Source organism: Corynebacterium sp. TAE3-ERU12, from assembly GCF_019209905.1.
GTDB lineage: Bacteria > Actinomycetota > Actinomycetes > Mycobacteriales > Mycobacteriaceae > Corynebacterium.
The window spans coordinates 1,022,108-1,037,089 of sequence record NZ_JAHUTM010000001.1 but is presented as its reverse complement, the minus strand read 5'-3'; the positions used below and the strand labels follow the sequence as shown (position 1 = coordinate 1,037,089).

Sequence of the window (14,982 nt, the reverse complement as noted above, 5' to 3'; positions counted from 1 at the left end):
CAACCTTACCGTGGGGGCCGCAAAAAAAATTTTTATTAGACCGCACTGCGCTGCCACTGCGAACCGACTCGGCGCACCATTCCGCGCTGTTGTAAGGCGGCCAGTAGATGCATGGTCAGCCCCAAAGAGCACCCCGACTCCCGCGCAATATCAGAAGCCCCGACTGCCCGGGTGGGGTGCAGCGCGTCGTAGACCTTCAACTCATTGCGCGGCAGCGCCTGCACCGCATCCTTGGCATAGTCCAGCTCCATCTGGTCTTCCTCATCGAACTGGCCAACCTGCCGCGCTAGCGCTAATGCATCGTTGACGCCTGTTATCAGCGTCGCCGAGCCCTCCTTAATGCAGGAATGACAACCCGTTGACGCCGCCGAACTAATCGGCCCCGGCACCGCGCCAACTGGGCGATTAAGCTCATGCGCCCAGTTCACGGTATTGCGAGCACCAGAGCGCCACCCTGCTTCCACCAGCACGGTCGCATCAGTCAACCCGGCTACCAGACGATTCCGGGTGAGAAAACGATGCCGCGCCGGCCGCACCATCGGCGGGTACTCGGTTATGACCGCGCCGGTGCGCACCACCTCGTCGAAAAGACCCGCATGCCCCGCCGGATAGGTACGACCAGGCCCGGCAGCAGCAACCACTATGGTGCGACCCCCACAACTCAGCGCAGCGCGATGGGCCGCCGCATCAATACCCACTGCTCCCCCGCTAACCACCGTGACACCATTGGCGGCCAGGCCGTCGGCAAGCGCAGTGGCAACGCGAGTCCCATAGGAGGTGCTCGCCCGGGTGCCGACAATGGCAACCGAGCAAGCCAACAACTCCGAAAGCTCTAGCCCTCGGACCCACAGCGCATAAGGCGCGATTGCTGTGGAGCAACCATGCCCAACGAAATGCTGCACGGCATCTGTAGGCCACTCCGCACAATCGGGGGTCACCAGTCGGAACCCCTCGGCCGCGGCGGCGCGGACATCATCGTCGGCCATATCCAACTCGGCGCGGGCCTCTGTTGCCCGCAGAAGTGTGGGAGAAAGTCCGCTACGGCGCCGGATGCGTTCTGCGGTCTCGGTTGGCCCGTATTTGCCGAGCATGAGGTTGAGTTCGGCATTGGGACCTTCAATGACTCTGGCTAGGTAGGCCCAGTCATTCCTGCTCATGCCAGCACCGCCTCGTGATCGATATGCAGCTCAATGGCATCGGCTACTTCGCCGAGCTCGGGTTGTGGTTTGGCCGCCAGGTCAGCCAGTGTCCAGGCAACCCGCAACGTGCGGTCAATGCCGCGTTGGGTGACTGTTTTTTCAGCAAGCTGCGTGGCTAACCAGGCCATGCCTTCATCATCAGCTGGGGCATAACTGCGCAGGGTCGTCCCGCTCACTCTGGCATTAGTGGTTTGTGGAAGGTGGCCGAGCCCGGCCCACCGGGTGTGCGCGCGGTGCCTGGCCTCCTCGACGCGGGCGGCGATATCTGCCGATGATTCGGCCCGCTGCGTGCTCAGCACACTGTGTTGCGGGTCGAGGCGTACCCGCAGGTCAATCCGGTCTAGCAGTGGCCCGGAGAGTCCTTTGAGATGGTTTCGGCGATCAGCTTGAGTGCAGGTACACAAGGAGGCTTCTGTCGCCCCGCAGCGGCATTGGTTGGCTGCAGCGATAAGCTGAAATTGGGCGGGGTAACACACGGTTCTGCGGTCCCGGTGGAAGACCACCTCCCCGGTCTCCAATGGGGTGCGCAGGCTGTCGAGAACACGCCCGCTCATCAGGGAGACTTCGTCGAGAAAAAGCACCCCGCGGTGGGCCAGGCTGACCGCACCCGGGTGCGGGATTCCGCAGCCGCCGCCCAAAAGCGCCGCCGATGAGGCCGTGTGGTGTGGGGAAATAAAAGGCCGACAACCGGCGCGTATTGCGTGTGCGCTGTGGTGGGAGCTAACCGAGTGGATAGCTGTGGATTCCAGGGCTTCGGCGCGGCTAAGCGGCGGCAAAATGCCCGGTAGGCGTTGGGCGAGCATGGATTTACCAGTTCCGGGTGCGCCCACCATGAGCATGTGGTGCCCGCCGGCGGCGGCGAGTTCGAGTGCTCGGCGTGCCTGCGGCTGCCCGTGCACGTCGGCCATATCCGGACCTGGTGCACGCTGAGTTGCCCAGGGCTGTGCGGCGGCGGGACTGAGCCCACTACCAGTGCGCAGCCAGTCCCACAGCTCGGTCAGGTGCGCTGCGGTAATAACACTCATGCCCTCGACCATGGCGGCTTCTACCCCATTGGCTTTGGGAACAACCACACGTGCAATTCCGGCGTCGCGGGCACCCAACACAGCAGGCAGGACACCTGAAACAGCGCGGATATCGCCAGCTAAACCGACTTCCCCAATGAGGACGGTTGTGGCAAGACGATGGTCGATATCGGCGTCGGCAAGCCCTGCGGCAATGACCGCGCACACAATCGCCAGGTCATAAGCGGAGCCGTATTTGCGAAGCGACGCCGGTGACATCGACACCACAATTTTGGTACGCGGCCATTGCACACCGGAGTTCACCGCAGCAGTGCGGACTCGGTCACGGGCTTCGCTCACCGCAGCGTCGCCCAGGCCACCGATATGCATTCCCGGCAATCCCCGGCCCACATCTGCCTCGACCGTGACTAAGTGGCCGTCAATCCCCTGAAGCGCCACCGACGAGGCCCTGCCGACGGCCATTTAGACCACCGCCTCGTAGTGGGTGAGGTCAATGTGCTCACCGGTTATCCGCACATCGCACACATCGAACCGCACCTCAGCGAAGTACTCGTCATTGCGCTGCAGCCACGCCACTGCGGCACGACGCATCCGGGCGAGTTTGGCGGTAGTGACCGACTCAGCGCCGATGCCGAACCGGGAACCAGTGCGCGTTTTGACCTCCACGAACACGAGATGATGGCCGTGCCTGCAGATGAGGTCTATCTCGTCATGGCCCACGTAGACGTTATGGGCGATGACCTCCATACCGATGCTGCGCAGGTAGTTAGCGGCATAGTCTTCGCCGCGTTTGCCGGTGGCCGTGGTGGGTTGTCGTGTAGCTGGCACTGCTGCTCCCCTGCTTGTGCTGTTGTCATGCTGGGCCCAAGCATGGCGCGCGCACGCATGAGACAACCCGCCACCGGTGGTGACGGGCTGGGATTTTGTGGGTAAAGCCGCAACTGTGGACAACCAGGTGCCCGGGGCGCCTATTCGGGCAGGCGCAGATCTGGTTTGTCGAGCTCTTCGATATTGACGTCCTTGAACGTGATGACTCGCACAAAACGCACAAAACGCGCCGGGCGGTACATATCCCACACCCAAGCGTCGGACATGCGTAGTTCGAAGTAGACCTCACCGCCGGAATTATGCGGAATCAACTCGACAGCGTTGGCTAGATAGAACCGACGCTCAGTTTCGACCACATAGGAGAACTGGCTGACGATATCGCGGTATTCCCGGTAGAGGGACAGCTCAACTTCAGCCTCGTAGTTGTCCAGGTCCTCAGCGCTCATGGTTCACCTTTCCGCCGTGGTTGTCGCTCCCGCCACGGCGACGCCGTTGCGGGTGATGTGCGCTGGCAGCAGCAATATTGGCATAGCTCATGCGGTGGCAATCCGCCGGTCCGTTTTCAGCAACCGCCGCCATATGAGCTGCTGTGCCATAGCCCTTGTGGGTGGCGAAACCATACCCAGGCCAACGTGCATCGTGCTCAACCATAATGCGGTCACGCGCCACCTTGGCTAAGACACTCGCAGCGGCGATACAACGAGCTACGGCATCGCCTTTGACCATGGGTAAATGTGGGGCGCGCAAACCGGAAATATGCCAGGCATCGGTCAGTACGAAACCTGGACGTACCGGTAGGGCCTCTACTGCCCGACGCATTCCGGACAGGTTGGCAACTCCCACGCCGTGGGCGTCGATATCTGCTGCGCTGATACTGATCACCGACCAGGCGGTGGCTACGTCTTTAATGACAGGCTCGAGGCGTTCCCGGCGCGCTGCGGAGAGTTTTTTGGAATCCGTCAGGCCATTAAGGGCGTCGATATGTTCTGGCGGCAATATGCAGGCGGCGACCACCAGTGGGCCTGCGCAGGCTCCCCGGCCGGCTTCATCGACACCGGCCACAGGGCCCATACCGCGAGCGGCGAGGGCGTGTTCGTAGATCCGGTCTTGGCTGAGTCGGCGCAAACGGGGCCGCTGCGGCAGGTAACCATGAGCCCGGCTGTCGTTGAGGTGGGCGACGACAGCGTCGGCAAGCGATTTAGTCGGTGAGGATATCGGGGTCATCGACGCCACCAATGCGGCTGATCGGCAGGATGCGCCAGCGAACCTTACCGACGACTGCGCTTTCTGGGATGCTGCCCTGGTACTCGTCTCCTTGGTGGTAGCGGGAGTCGAGGGAGTTAGTGCGGTTATCGCCCATCATCCACAAGTTGTTCTCGGGTACCGTCAGCGGGCCGAAATAGGGGCCGCCGCAGGCATCGGAACCGGCATTCGGGTCCACGGGGTACTCCGGCGGCTGCAGGATGAAGGAATTGTCAATGGGCGCGCCATCAACCATGACTCCGGGGTCTCCAGGCAGGCACTGCACGGTCTGGCCGCCAGTAGCAATCACACGCTTGACCAGGGCGTTTTCGGCCGGGGCGACGACGCCGACCCATGACCCAACAGTCTGCAGGCTGTTGACGACAGGGTTAGTCGACCGCTGCACCTGATAAGCGGACTCCCAGGACTCTGGACCGTTGAAGACCACAACATCGCCGGGTTCGGGGTCGCCGAATCGGTAGGCCAATTTATCGACCCAGATGCGGTCGCCAGTGCATCCGGCACAACCGTGCAGAGTCGGCTCCATCGATTCCGATGGGATGAGGTAGACCCGGCCGACGAAGGTCTGCACGCCGACGCTGATGAGCAGCGCAAGAACGATGATGATCGGGATTTCGACATACCACGGGGTGGAATGCTCTTCAGGCTCCTGCCCCTCATCAGATGCGGGATTGTCTTCAGCGCCGGCGCTTTGGTGCGTCATGGTTGATGACTATACAAGCCCCTTCGGGCTCAGCCGCGGATCTGTGCCAGTGGCCCGTCAACCTGCGGCGGGTTCAGGCACGAGTCCGGAATCCGCGCTGCTGAGCACTTCGCAGGGCTGTTGACCGGCTGGTAGCCCTGCGGGACACCACCGTTGGTGATGAGGTCACGGTAGGCGGCCACACCGGAGGTCGGCTGGCGGGTCAGGGTGGGGTCGTTGAGAATGTCGACTCGGTACAGACCGAAGCGGGCGGAGTAGTCACCCCACTCGTAGTTATCGGTGATGGACCAGTGGTTGTAGCCGATGACTGGGTAGCCGTCGGCAATGGCGCGCTGGATCCAGAAGATCGTGTCGGAGACGAAGTCACCGCGCGTGGCGCCGTCTGCACGCTCACCGTTAACGCTGGGCATGCCGTTTTCCACGATGTAGATAGGCAGTCCCGGGAATGCCTCGGAGAAGTGCCGGATGGCCTCATAGATACCGTCGGGTTGCGGGCGCACGCGGCCGAATTCGGCGTTGGCGGCGTAGATGGCGGAGATATTGTCGGCGCTTAGTCCGTAGTAGTAGTCGATGCCGACGTAGTCGAGGCTGTCGGCGACCCGGTCCATGAATACCCGGTCGGCGAGCCCAGTTACTGCCGGCAGGAATGCCTCATTGGTGGTGACCATGGCATTGGGGTTGGCTGCGTGCGCGGCGGCGTAGCCGAGTTTGTGGGCGGCGACCACATTGTCGAGGAAGGCTGGCATATCGGTGGTGTCGATAAGCCCGATTTCAACCTCGTGGCCGTAGAAGACCAGTGGTTCGTTGAAGGTGACCCACATGGTGTCGCCGTCGCCCCAGCGTTGGGTGATGAGTTCGGCGTAGCGGCCGAAGAGGGCGGGTGCTTCCGGGTCGAGGAAGCCGCCGCGGTCAACGAGCCAGCCTGGGTAGACGTAGTGCACCATCGTGATCATCGGCGTCATGCCGTGGTCGCGGATTGTGCCGATGATGCGGTCGTAGTGTTCGAGGGCGGCTTGGTCCCAGTGGCCAGGTTCGGGTTCGATGCGGGCCCATTCCACCGAGATTCGGTAGGTATTCACGCCCATGGCCGCTGCATTGGCGATGTCTTCTTCGTAACGGTTCCAGAAGTCCACGGCGTCATTGACCGGGTCGACATCGTCGCTGTCCTGGTTGGCTTCGACATAGCGCAGCCAGTTTGAGTCGGGGTTGGAGCCTTCGACTTGGAAGCCGGAGGAGGCCACGCCCCAGTGGAAGTCGCGCGCTATGGGCGCACCCTTGGCACTTGGGGCCGGAAGGACGAGAAGGGCAAGGATGATGGCTGGGGTAAGGGCTGCCGCGAATATAGCGAGGCGAGCCCGGCTGATTGCGAACATATTCTAAATTTACATGTTCTTTACCTTCTGTTGCAGGCGACACGCTCCCATAAAGGGGCTGGTCAACACAACAAAACGAAGCCCCCACCCACTCCGCAATGGAGCCTGGTGGGGGCTTCGTCGGCTAGCGAAAAGGCCTAGCGCACAATTAGCGCTTTTCCTTGATGCGGGCAGCCTTGCCGCGCAGGTTGCGCAGGTAGTACAGCTTCGCGCGACGCACGTCGCCACGGAAGACAACCTTGATGTGGTCGATATTCGGGGAGTGCACCGGGAAGGTACGCTCCACGCCGATACCGAAGGACACCTTGCGCACGGTGAAGGTTTCGCGCACGCCGCCGCCCTGGCGACGAATGACGACACCCTTGAAGACCTGAATACGCTCGGTCTTGCCTTCCACAATCTTGACGTGCACCTCAACGGTGTCGCCAGCGCGGAATTCGGGGATGTCGGAACGCAGCGATGCGGCGTCAACCTTGTCCAGAATGTTCATGGAATATTTTTCCTTAGCTTTTGCAGTAGACAGAGGACCCTGGCGGCACTTCCCCGCTGGTGGGGCGCTCGGCCGGTTCATGCCCGAGACATGTAAAGCCGACGCAGATAGACTTCTTCTGCGATCAACCCGAGCAGTATGACATAACGGGCAGGTCAGACCCAAATCCCACCGCGGCGCGGACAATCTCTAGCCATATTGTGCTAATTGTGATAGCACAACAGTGCTCAGTCAGGAGGGTGTCATGCTGGTCAGTATCGACCACAGTTCCCCCACGCCGCTGCACGCACAGCTCACTGCTGCCCTACGCCACGCAATTGCCGACGGCCACACCCGGCCAGGCGATACCCTGCCTGCCGCAGGCGATCTGGCCGCCAGCCTGCACCTGAATAAAAACACTGTGCTGCGTGCCTACCGTTCCTTGCGTGACGAGGGCGTGCTTGAACTGCGCCGCGGCCGTGGCGCAATAGTCATTGGTCTACCAAGGCGCACCGACGCTGTAGAAAACGCACTCGACCACCTCGCCGAACTGGCAAAAGAACACGACACCAGCCTGTCGACGATTACCGCCGGCCTCACCATCCGAGGACTGAACTAGAAATGGAGACCACCATGAGCACAAAAAACCGGGTACGCCTTATCTCCCTTATCGTCCCGGCGCTCATCCTGGCGGCCTCTGTCGTCTGGGGCATGGCTCAGCGCGACCAGTTACCTCTGGCCATTGCCAGCCACTTCTCCTTCTCCGGCGAGCCCGACGGCTTCATGCCACTAGACAGATTCCTCATCACCACACCACTGGTCGCCGCAGTCTCAGCGGTGCCGCTAGCACTCCTGCTTCCCCACCGCGTCATCGCTGCCGTCAATACCTGGGTTGCTAGCTTCCTCACCTGCCTTAATGTCTTCATTATCGAAGCGCATCTCAATATCGGCGACCCCGTCCTGGTCCGCTTCCCAGCCATCAATGCTCTTGCCGCAGCAGCACTGGCGTTCTTTCCCGCCCTTATCGTGTGGTTCTTCACCCCGGATATCCCCCGCGAACTCAATGATGACGACCTCAACAATGACACCGATATCCCCGTAGCTGAGCACGAATCCACTGTGTGGCAAGGTTCCGCACGCGCCAGCGCTGTTTTCAGCGGCATTATGGCAACCGCCATCTTCACCTCCTTAGTGGTCTGCGCCTGGTTATGGCTCATCAATGCCGGAGGCTTCCTGGTATTTCTGTTCAGCCTGCTGACGGTGGCGCTCGTTGCTGTCACCCTTGCCTTCACCAAAGCCACTGTGCGGGTCGATGCCACGGGCTTAACCGTGCGCTATGGCGTCACACCATATGCCTCCCACTTCCCCGCTGCGACGCTGAACAACGCCACGGCCGTCCAGATGGAGTTCACTGACTGGCTGGGCTACGGATACCGGCTGCGCCCGAAGGGCACTGCACTGCATGTCCGAAACGGTGCGGGCATCCGGGTCGGCCGCGCCGGTAAAAGCGATTTCTACGTCAACTGTGACGACGCCGAAACCGGTGCTGCACTGCTGCGCACCTATATGAAAAAAGCCCAGCACAACGGCAACAACGACGGCGGGCACGACACGAATAAAAGTCCCGCCTAGGCTCAAAGGCATGTCCCACACTGAGCCCACCCCCAGTGCCGTATTCGATGCGCTGGCACTCGCCCCCGAAGCAAAAGATGGTGCCTTCCCAGCCGCGCAACGCCTCGGCACCTGCAATGGCGTCACCCTCATCGTGTTCCGCTTCGCCCCCGGCCAGCACATGACCGAACACCGGGCACCACACCCCATCACCGTTCAGGTCTTAACCGGCGCCGTGGACTTCACCGTCGGCGAGCACACCGCCCACTTAACCGCAGGCACAATCCAATACGTCGATGAGCACCTGCCGCACAGTTTGACCTCGCCAGAGGGTGCAGTCATGCTGCTCATGCTGCACACCGGGGCGCAATAGTGGCCACCGGCGCTGGCTATTGCTCTGGGCTGACGCCGTTTTCCAACACCCACTGATCCCGTGGGTCGAGCTCTACTGCCCCAAGCAAATCCGGCCTGCGCTGTTGCGTGCGCAGCAGCGCCTGGTCATGGCGCCACCGGTCAATGCGGGCATGATTGCCGCTGAAAAGGACCTCCGGGACTTCCCGGTCCCGCCACACTCGAGGCTTGGTGTAACTGGGCCCTTCCAGCAACCCATCGGAAAAACTGTCTTCCTCATGGCTGCGGTGATTGCCCAGCACACCAGGGATCAGCCGGACGACGGCCTCTGCCATCACAATGACGGCCACTTCACCGCCGATGAGCACATAATCACCGATGGAGACTTCCTCCACCCGGTACCGGTTGTCCGCTTCATCAATAACCCGCTGGTCAATGCCCTCATAGCGCCCGCAGGCGAAAATAATGCGAGATTCGCCCGACCAGCGCTGCGCCATCTCCTGGGTAAAAGGACGCCCCGCCGGGGTCGGCACCACCAATAACGGGCGAGCGTCCTCGTCGGCAGTTACGGCATAGGACGATTCTGTAGCCCCGCCGGCTAGCTCATCGCGGCGGGCCTGAGTGCTATGCGGGGTCGCAGACTGCAGCGGCCGCGCACTACGAGCCGGGCCGGCAATAGCGCAGACATCATCGAGTGCCGGGCCCCACACGTCGGGCTTCATCACCATCCCTGGCCCACCACCACAGGGGGAACTATCCACACTCTGGTGCACCCCAGTCGCCCATTGCCGCAGATCGTGCAGGTGGACCGATAACCGGCCCTGTTCGATAGCTTTGCCCAGCAGCGCATGCCGCAGCGGATCGAGATAGTCCGGAAAGATCGTGACAACGTCGATACGCATCTGGGGATTGGCACTCACAGTTCCAGCAGTCCTTCCGGTGGGGTGATCACAACCGCCTCATTATCGAGGTCCACAATCGGCACCAACTCATGCACCAACGGCACCAAAGCCGAACCCCCCGCATCAAGCGCGACCTCCAGCAACCGCTGCACAGGACCACGCACCACACCGGTGATTTCGCCGATATCCTCCGGCTCGGGCTGGGCGCCCTGATAAGCGCGGGCCTCAGCTGTCTCAGCGCTGACCGCGCCACAGTTAAGCACCCGCAGACCCACTAATTCGTGGTCATAAAAGGCGCCGTCATCATCGTCGGCTACTGCGGCAGCGAAGAATTTAATACCCCGCAACGATTCAGCAGCGGTACGGTCTGGCACTTCATCGAAGCGCACCAGCAGGCGGGATTGGTGCGGGCGCATGGTAGCAACGGTCAATTCCACAGTCTTGCCGGTCTGCTTACCGCTAAGTACTGTGCCCACAGCAAAACGACCGGCGGGGTCATCAGTAGTGGGGTCGATGACGACTTCACCGCGCACCCCGTGGGGTTTGATGACGCGGCCAATCTGAACCAATTCCTCATTCGTGCTCACCCGATGAGGATAACCGCACCGCCAATCAAGCACCGCAGCACATACAAAAAGCGCCGCTGAGGGGCGAACCCCATTCAGCGGCGCTGGGTGCCTAAAGGCGGCACAGGGACCTACTCGGCCTCGTCGGAGGAAGCTTCCTCTTCCTTCTTCGGCTGAGCGGCCTCGCGGGCCTCGCGGCGCTTGGCGGCAACGGTCTCGGCGTCGGCGGACTCGTTAGCCTCGGCAAGAGCCTTGTTGAACAGCTCGAGCTTGGAGGGCTTCTCCTCGGCAACCTTGAGGGTGCCCTCGGCGCCCTCGATGCCCTTGAACTTCTGCCAGTCGCCGGTGACCTTCAGCAGAGCGAGAACCGGCTCGGTGGGCTGGGCGCCGACCTTGAGCCAGTGCTGGGCACGCTCGGAATCGATCTTGATGACAGACGGGTCAGCCTTCGGCTGGTAGATGCCGATATTCTCGATGACGCGTCCATCGCGGCGGGTACGTGCGTCGGCAACGACCACGCGGTAGTGCGGGGTACGAATCTTGCCGAGGCGCTGAAGCTTAATCTTGACGGCCATGTGGGGCCCTTTCTCTGGTCACGGGGCAATTCTGATGACACCTACGCTCGGTAGTGCGCAGGCCGGTTTTGCCCTTGGTTTTTCACTGCAGGTGACCACCGGCCGACCGTAGACGGGAACGATGTCTGCAGCTGCCGCACTGAGCTAACCTCAGCGCAACCCGGAAAACAATACCAGCGCAGCCCTGGGCCGACAAACCACAACTTTCACGGAATCAATACTGCGGGTCATACCAGCCACGGCTTTTGTGGGGTCTATGGTAGGCCAACGTGAGAACCGCGACGCCGCTCCCGACGTACCGCACAGACCTCGATGGACTGCGCGGTATCGCGATCGCACTTGTTGTTGTATTCCACGTCTATGTTTTCCGGGTCTCCGGTGGCGTGGATGTGTTCCTGCTGCTGTCCGGGTATTTCTTCCTCGGCTCCCAAATACGTGCAGCAGCCGACACGACCAAATCCATCAACCCGTGGTGGCCAATCTGGCGCACTATCCGACGGCTATTGCCTGCCCTTTTGACCGTGGTCGGCACCGTCACTGTGGCGGCAATATTTCTCTTCCCGTCATTGGCTTCGCTCAATATGGCCAAGCAAGTCACTGCCTCTGTGCTGTATTTCCAGAATATTGAGCTCGATAAGCAGTCCCAGGAATACGCCGCCGCCTCGGTGGATGCTTCCCCACTGCAGCACCTGTGGTCAATGTCGGTGCAGGGGCAGTTCTACCTTGCCAGCATCCTGGTGGTGTGCGCCATCGCGCTCGTCATGCGCACACTGCGCATAGCCCGCTATATCAACTGGGTTCTCGTGCCTGTCCTGGCCGTGATTACGGCCCTATCCTTTTCTGCTGCACTTGAGTTGCACCAGGTTGACCAGGCGGCGAACTACTATTCCACGGCGACTCGGATGTGGGAGCTCACCCTGGGGGCGCTACTGGCGGTCGCTGGGTCGAAGGTGATGCTGCCCGCCCGCGCCGCACGTGTGGCCATCCCCATTGGTCTTTTGATGGTGGTTACTACCGGCGCGCTGTTCGACGGCGCGGATGTTTTCCCCGGCCCTGGGGCGCTCTACCCGATCGGTGGCGCGGTGCTGGTGATTATTTCTGCCCGCGGCGCCGGCTGGACCCAGCGGGCGTTGGCGTCGAAGTTTTCTACCTTCTTCGGCGATATTGCCTATTCGCTGTACCTGTGGCACTGGCCGCTGTTGATTCTGTCGTTGCTGTATCTGAATCGTCAGTCCCCCGGCTGGTTGCTGGGCACTGTTGTGATTGCGGTCTCCATTGTTATTGCGTGGCTGACCCACAAGTTCATTGAAACACCGCTGCGCCAGCACGCGAAGCGGCCCCGCGTTGGTGAGGCTCGTGCCCGCCTGGCCTGGCAGCAGCTGCGTAAAACGTGGGCACCTCGGTGGCGTGCCGGTGCGGGCGTGGGTTTGGCTTTGCTGGCTATTGCATTGGTGGCGTTGGTCCCGGTGCAGGAGTACCGGATTAAGCGTGCCTACACCACTGGTCTGGACCCCCAGGTCTACCCGGGTGCTTTGTCGATCAGTGATGACTACGACATCCCGGATGTTTTCGAGGTCAAGCCCTCACCGGGCATTATTCGCTCCATTTATGCCCTGCCTGCCAAGGAGGGCTGTATCACCATGGGTGAGGAGCCCTACCGCACGCTGCACCTGAATAAGGATGAGGGCGACGATATCGGTGCGCCCTGTGTCTACGGCGATGTCGACGGTGAGAACACCATGCTCTTGCTCGGCGGCTCCCATTCGGAGATGTGGTTCGACGCATTGGACCCCATCGCTAAGGAGAAGGGCTGGCGACTGGAGACGATTTTCCGTCAGGGTTGCCCGCCGATTACTCGCGAGCAGGATTTGCCTGGCGACGTGTGCGCCTACTGGACCAAGGCCGTGCTGGAATATCTCGATGACAATCCGCCGGACCTGATTGTGGTCACCTCTACTCGCCCTGTCGATGATGGCCCCGGCGATTTCGTGCCGGATCGTTATATCCGTTTCTGGGATCAGTTGCGCGAACGCAATCTGCCGTTTGTGGCGCTGCGCGATACCCCGTGGTTCTTCGATGCCGAGGATGAGTCCTACTCCCCGACTGAATGCGTGGTGCGTGGCGGTGACCCGCGCAGCTGCGGTAAGCCACGCAAGGAAGTGCTTAACGACGTCGATCCCGCCGCGGAGGTTCTCGACGGCTACCCCAATGGCACTGCGTTGGATATGACCGACCTGTTCTGCCCGGACGACTACTGCCCGGCGGTTATCGGCAACCTCTACCCCTATCGCGATAGCAACCACGTCACGGTGGAATATGTCCGCACTGTGGCTAAGCAGATGGCCCGTGAGCTGGGGCCGATTATGGAGCGCGCCGCGATTCGGAAACGCTCTGCGGATTAGTCACACACCCGACCAGGACGAACAACTGCGGCCCCGATGCTTTTCGCATCGGGGCCGCAGTGTGTGGTTGTGGTTACCGCTTCGGCTTGCCGGGGCCGCCGGGGCCACCATTGCCGAAGTCCAGCTTGGACAGGTCGAGGTCTTCCATGCCCGGGGGCAGACCGTCTTTCATCTGCTTCTGCAGTTTCTGCATATCGGCCATACCGGGCCCACCGGCACCAGGCATACCGGGCATTCCCGGCATTCCCGGCATTCCGCCTTGCCGCATTGCCTTCGGCGGCGTCGGGCCCCGGCCCTTGCCTTTCTTACCCTTCTTGCCCTTGCGGCCCTTGCGCTGCTTCTTCGTCGCGGAGCGACCACCGGGCATACCGAACTGGCCGGCCATCTTATTCATCATCTTGCGGGCTTCGAAGAACCGGTCCACCAACTGGTTGACCTCGGTGACGGTGACGCCGGAGCCCTTGGCGATACGCTTGCGTCGGGAAGCGTTAAGAATCTTTGGATTATCGCGCTCAGCCGGAGTCATACCGCGGATGATGGCCTGGATGCGGTCGAGTTGTTTCTCGTCGACCATATCGGCGACCTCGGACATCTGGGAGCCGCCGGGCAGCATCTTGAGGATATTGCCCACCGGACCCATCCGCCGGATCATCAGCATTTGGTCCAGGAAGTCTTCCAGGGTGAGTTCCCCGGAGCCCATTTTCTGGGCGGTCTTTTCGGCTTCCTTCTGATCGAAGACCTGCTCGGCCTGCTCGATAAGGGAGAGCACATCGCCCATCCCGAGGATGCGGCTGGCCATGCGCTCTGGGTGGAAGACGTCGAAATCGTCGAGCTTTTCGCCAGTAGAGGCGAACATGATCGGCTTGCCGGTGACCTCACGGATCGACAGGGCGGCACCACCACGGGCGTCACCGTCGAGCTTGGTGAGCACCACGCCGGTGAAATCCACACCATCGCGGAAGGCCTCGGCGGTTTGCACCGCGTCCTGACCGATCATGGAGTCAATGACGAACAGCACTTCGTCCGGATTGACTGCATCACGAATATTGCGGGCCTGGGTCATCAGTACGTCGTCGATACCCAAACGACCGGCGGTATCGACAATGACCACGTCATGGTGCTTGGCGCGGGCGTAGGCAATACCGCGGCGGGCGACCTCAACAGGGTCAGCAGCAGAGGGCTGCACATCAGCACCAGTGGAGGCCAGGGAGGCCCCCGGGTCAGGCGCGAAGCACGAGATCTCGGCACGCTCAGCGACGATTTCTAGCTGCTGCACCGCACCGGGGCGCTGCAGGTCACAGGCGACCAGTACCGGGGTGTGGCCCTGCTTGGCCAGGTGGCGGCCCAATTTGCCGGCCAGGGTGGTTTTACCAGCACCCTGCAGACCGGCGAGCATGATCACCGTCGGCGGGTTTTTCGCCATATTGAGGCGACGAGTCTCGCCACCGAGGATTTCCTGCAGCTCCTCGTTGACGATCTTGACGACCTGCTGGGCGGGATTGAGTGCCTCAGAAACCTCAGCTCCTGCGGCGCGTTCCTTGATGCGCTTAATGAAGGCGCGCACCACCGGCAACGAAACATCCGCTTCCAGCAGCGCCAGGCGGATCTCACGGGCGGTGGCGTTGATATCGGCTTCGGTCAGCCGGCCTTTACCGCGTAGATCCTTTAGCGCCCCGGTAAGCCGATCGGATAGTGATTCGAACACGTACCTGGTA

16 protein-coding genes are annotated in these 14,982 nt (G+C 61.5%); 4 read left to right on the top strand and 12 right to left on the bottom strand.

The window, feature by feature from the left end; all coding sequences use genetic code 11:
- Positions 1–35: 35 nt before the first annotated feature.
- The 8 genes from dprA to rplS all read right to left on the bottom strand — a co-directional run bounded on the left by dprA (position 36) and on the right by rplS (position 6,881).
- A complete protein-coding gene (gene dprA, locus KRX51_RS04725; protein ID WP_218361805.1) occupies positions 36–1,157 on the bottom strand; it encodes a DNA-processing protein DprA in 1,122 nt (373 codons plus the stop codon).
- On the bottom strand, positions 1,154–2,686 hold the full coding sequence (locus KRX51_RS04720; RefSeq protein ID WP_218361804.1) for a YifB family Mg chelatase-like AAA ATPase: 1,533 nt from the start codon (positions 2,684–2,686) through the stop codon (positions 1,154–1,156). The genes dprA and KRX51_RS04720 overlap by 4 nt, the downstream gene beginning before the upstream one ends.
- Entirely contained in the window at positions 2,687–3,052 is a 366-nt protein-coding gene (locus tag KRX51_RS04715; RefSeq protein WP_218361803.1) for a YraN family protein, read from the bottom strand.
- A 140-nt stretch (positions 3,053–3,192) separates the two neighbouring features.
- Positions 3,193–3,498, bottom strand: coding sequence for a DUF2469 domain-containing protein (locus KRX51_RS04710; protein ID WP_218361802.1), 306 nt, complete (start codon positions 3,496–3,498; stop codon positions 3,193–3,195).
- Positions 3,488–4,177, bottom strand: coding sequence for a ribonuclease HII (locus KRX51_RS04705; protein ID WP_255549484.1), 690 nt, complete (start codon positions 4,175–4,177; stop codon positions 3,488–3,490). The genes KRX51_RS04710 and KRX51_RS04705 overlap by 11 nt, the downstream gene beginning before the upstream one ends.
- Positions 4,178–4,250: 73 nt before the next feature.
- Positions 4,251–5,018, bottom strand: a complete 768-nt coding sequence (gene lepB / locus KRX51_RS04700; protein WP_218361800.1) for a signal peptidase I — start codon at positions 5,016–5,018, stop codon at positions 4,251–4,253.
- Positions 5,019–5,047: 29 nt separating this feature from the next.
- On the bottom strand, positions 5,048–6,391 hold the full coding sequence (locus KRX51_RS04695; RefSeq protein WP_218361799.1) for a family 1 glycosylhydrolase: 1,344 nt from the start codon (positions 6,389–6,391) through the stop codon (positions 5,048–5,050).
- A 148-nt stretch (positions 6,392–6,539) separates the two neighbouring features.
- A complete protein-coding gene (gene rplS, locus KRX51_RS04690; protein WP_218361798.1) occupies positions 6,540–6,881 on the bottom strand; it encodes a 50S ribosomal protein L19 in 342 nt (113 codons plus the stop codon).
- 244 nt (positions 6,882–7,125) lie between these two features.
- Between rplS and KRX51_RS04685 the strand changes: the two genes are divergently transcribed.
- Genes KRX51_RS04685 through KRX51_RS04675 form a run of 3 tightly spaced genes read left to right on the top strand, consistent with a single transcriptional unit; the run spans position 7,126 to position 8,844 of the window.
- Entirely contained in the window at positions 7,126–7,479 is a 354-nt protein-coding gene (locus KRX51_RS04685) for a GntR family transcriptional regulator (protein WP_218361797.1), read from the top strand.
- A 14-nt stretch (positions 7,480–7,493) separates the two neighbouring features.
- Positions 7,494–8,492 carry a DUF1648 domain-containing protein gene (locus KRX51_RS04680; RefSeq protein WP_218361795.1) on the top strand — a complete coding sequence of 333 codons (999 nt, stop codon included), beginning with the start codon at positions 7,494–7,496 and terminating at the stop codon, positions 8,490–8,492.
- Positions 8,493–8,502: 10 nt separating this feature from the next.
- The gene (locus KRX51_RS04675; protein ID WP_218361793.1) at positions 8,503–8,844 is read left to right on the top strand and encodes a cupin domain-containing protein; all 342 of its coding nucleotides are present in this window, start codon (positions 8,503–8,505) and stop codon (positions 8,842–8,844) included.
- Between the two features lie 16 nt (positions 8,845–8,860).
- On the opposite strand, the gene trmD is transcribed toward KRX51_RS04675, so the two are convergent.
- The 3 genes from trmD to rpsP all read right to left on the bottom strand — a co-directional run bounded on the left by trmD (position 8,861) and on the right by rpsP (position 10,865).
- Positions 8,861–9,724 (bottom strand): tRNA (guanosine(37)-N1)-methyltransferase TrmD, encoded by an 864-nt coding sequence (trmD, locus tag KRX51_RS04670; protein ID WP_218362274.1) that lies wholly within the window; start codon positions 9,722–9,724, stop codon positions 8,861–8,863.
- A gap of 14 nt (positions 9,725–9,738) precedes the next feature.
- Positions 9,739–10,311 (bottom strand): ribosome maturation factor RimM, encoded by a 573-nt coding sequence (gene rimM / locus KRX51_RS04665; RefSeq protein ID WP_218361792.1) that lies wholly within the window; start codon positions 10,309–10,311, stop codon positions 9,739–9,741.
- A gap of 110 nt (positions 10,312–10,421) precedes the next feature.
- Positions 10,422–10,865: a 30S ribosomal protein S16 gene (gene rpsP / locus KRX51_RS04660; protein ID WP_218361791.1), complete on the bottom strand. Its 444-nt coding sequence runs from the start codon at positions 10,863–10,865 to the stop codon at positions 10,422–10,424.
- Positions 10,866–11,134: 269 nt separating this feature from the next.
- On the opposite strand from rpsP, the gene KRX51_RS10305 reads away from it, so the two are divergent.
- Entirely contained in the window at positions 11,135–13,267 is a 2,133-nt protein-coding gene (locus KRX51_RS10305; RefSeq protein ID WP_218361790.1) for an acyltransferase family protein, read from the top strand.
- A 73-nt stretch (positions 13,268–13,340) separates the two neighbouring features.
- On the opposite strand, the gene ffh is transcribed toward KRX51_RS10305, so the two are convergent.
- Positions 13,341–14,972 carry a signal recognition particle protein gene (gene ffh, locus KRX51_RS04650; RefSeq protein WP_218361789.1) on the bottom strand — a complete coding sequence of 544 codons (1,632 nt, stop codon included), beginning with the start codon at positions 14,970–14,972 and terminating at the stop codon, positions 13,341–13,343.
- Positions 14,973–14,982 lie beyond the last annotated feature (10 nt).

Bases quoted from the DNA above. Each gene is read 5' to 3' on its own strand.
- dprA (WP_218361805.1), bottom strand. From the start codon at position 1,157: ATGAGCAGGAATGACTGGGCCTACCTAGCCAGAGTCATTGAAGGTCCC.
- KRX51_RS04720 (WP_218361804.1), bottom strand. From the start codon at position 2,686: ATGGCCGTCGGCAGGGCCTCGTCGGTGGCGCTTCAGGGGATTGACGGC.
- KRX51_RS04710 (WP_218361802.1), bottom strand. From the start codon at position 3,498: ATGAGCGCTGAGGACCTGGACAACTACGAGGCTGAAGTTGAGCTGTCC.
- lepB (WP_218361800.1), bottom strand. From the start codon at position 5,018: ATGACGCACCAAAGCGCCGGCGCTGAAGACAATCCCGCATCTGATGAG.
- KRX51_RS04695 (WP_218361799.1), bottom strand. From the start codon at position 6,391: ATGTTCGCAATCAGCCGGGCTCGCCTCGCTATATTCGCGGCAGCCCTT.
- rplS (WP_218361798.1), bottom strand. From the start codon at position 6,881: ATGAACATTCTGGACAAGGTTGACGCCGCATCGCTGCGTTCCGACATC.
- KRX51_RS04685 (WP_218361797.1), top strand. From the start codon at position 7,126: ATGCTGGTCAGTATCGACCACAGTTCCCCCACGCCGCTGCACGCACAG.
- KRX51_RS04680 (WP_218361795.1), top strand. From the start codon at position 7,494: ATGAGCACAAAAAACCGGGTACGCCTTATCTCCCTTATCGTCCCGGCG.
- KRX51_RS04675 (WP_218361793.1), top strand. From the start codon at position 8,503: ATGTCCCACACTGAGCCCACCCCCAGTGCCGTATTCGATGCGCTGGCA.
- trmD (WP_218362274.1), bottom strand. From the start codon at position 9,724: ATGCGTATCGACGTTGTCACGATCTTTCCGGACTATCTCGATCCGCTG.
- rpsP (WP_218361791.1), bottom strand. From the start codon at position 10,865: ATGGCCGTCAAGATTAAGCTTCAGCGCCTCGGCAAGATTCGTACCCCG.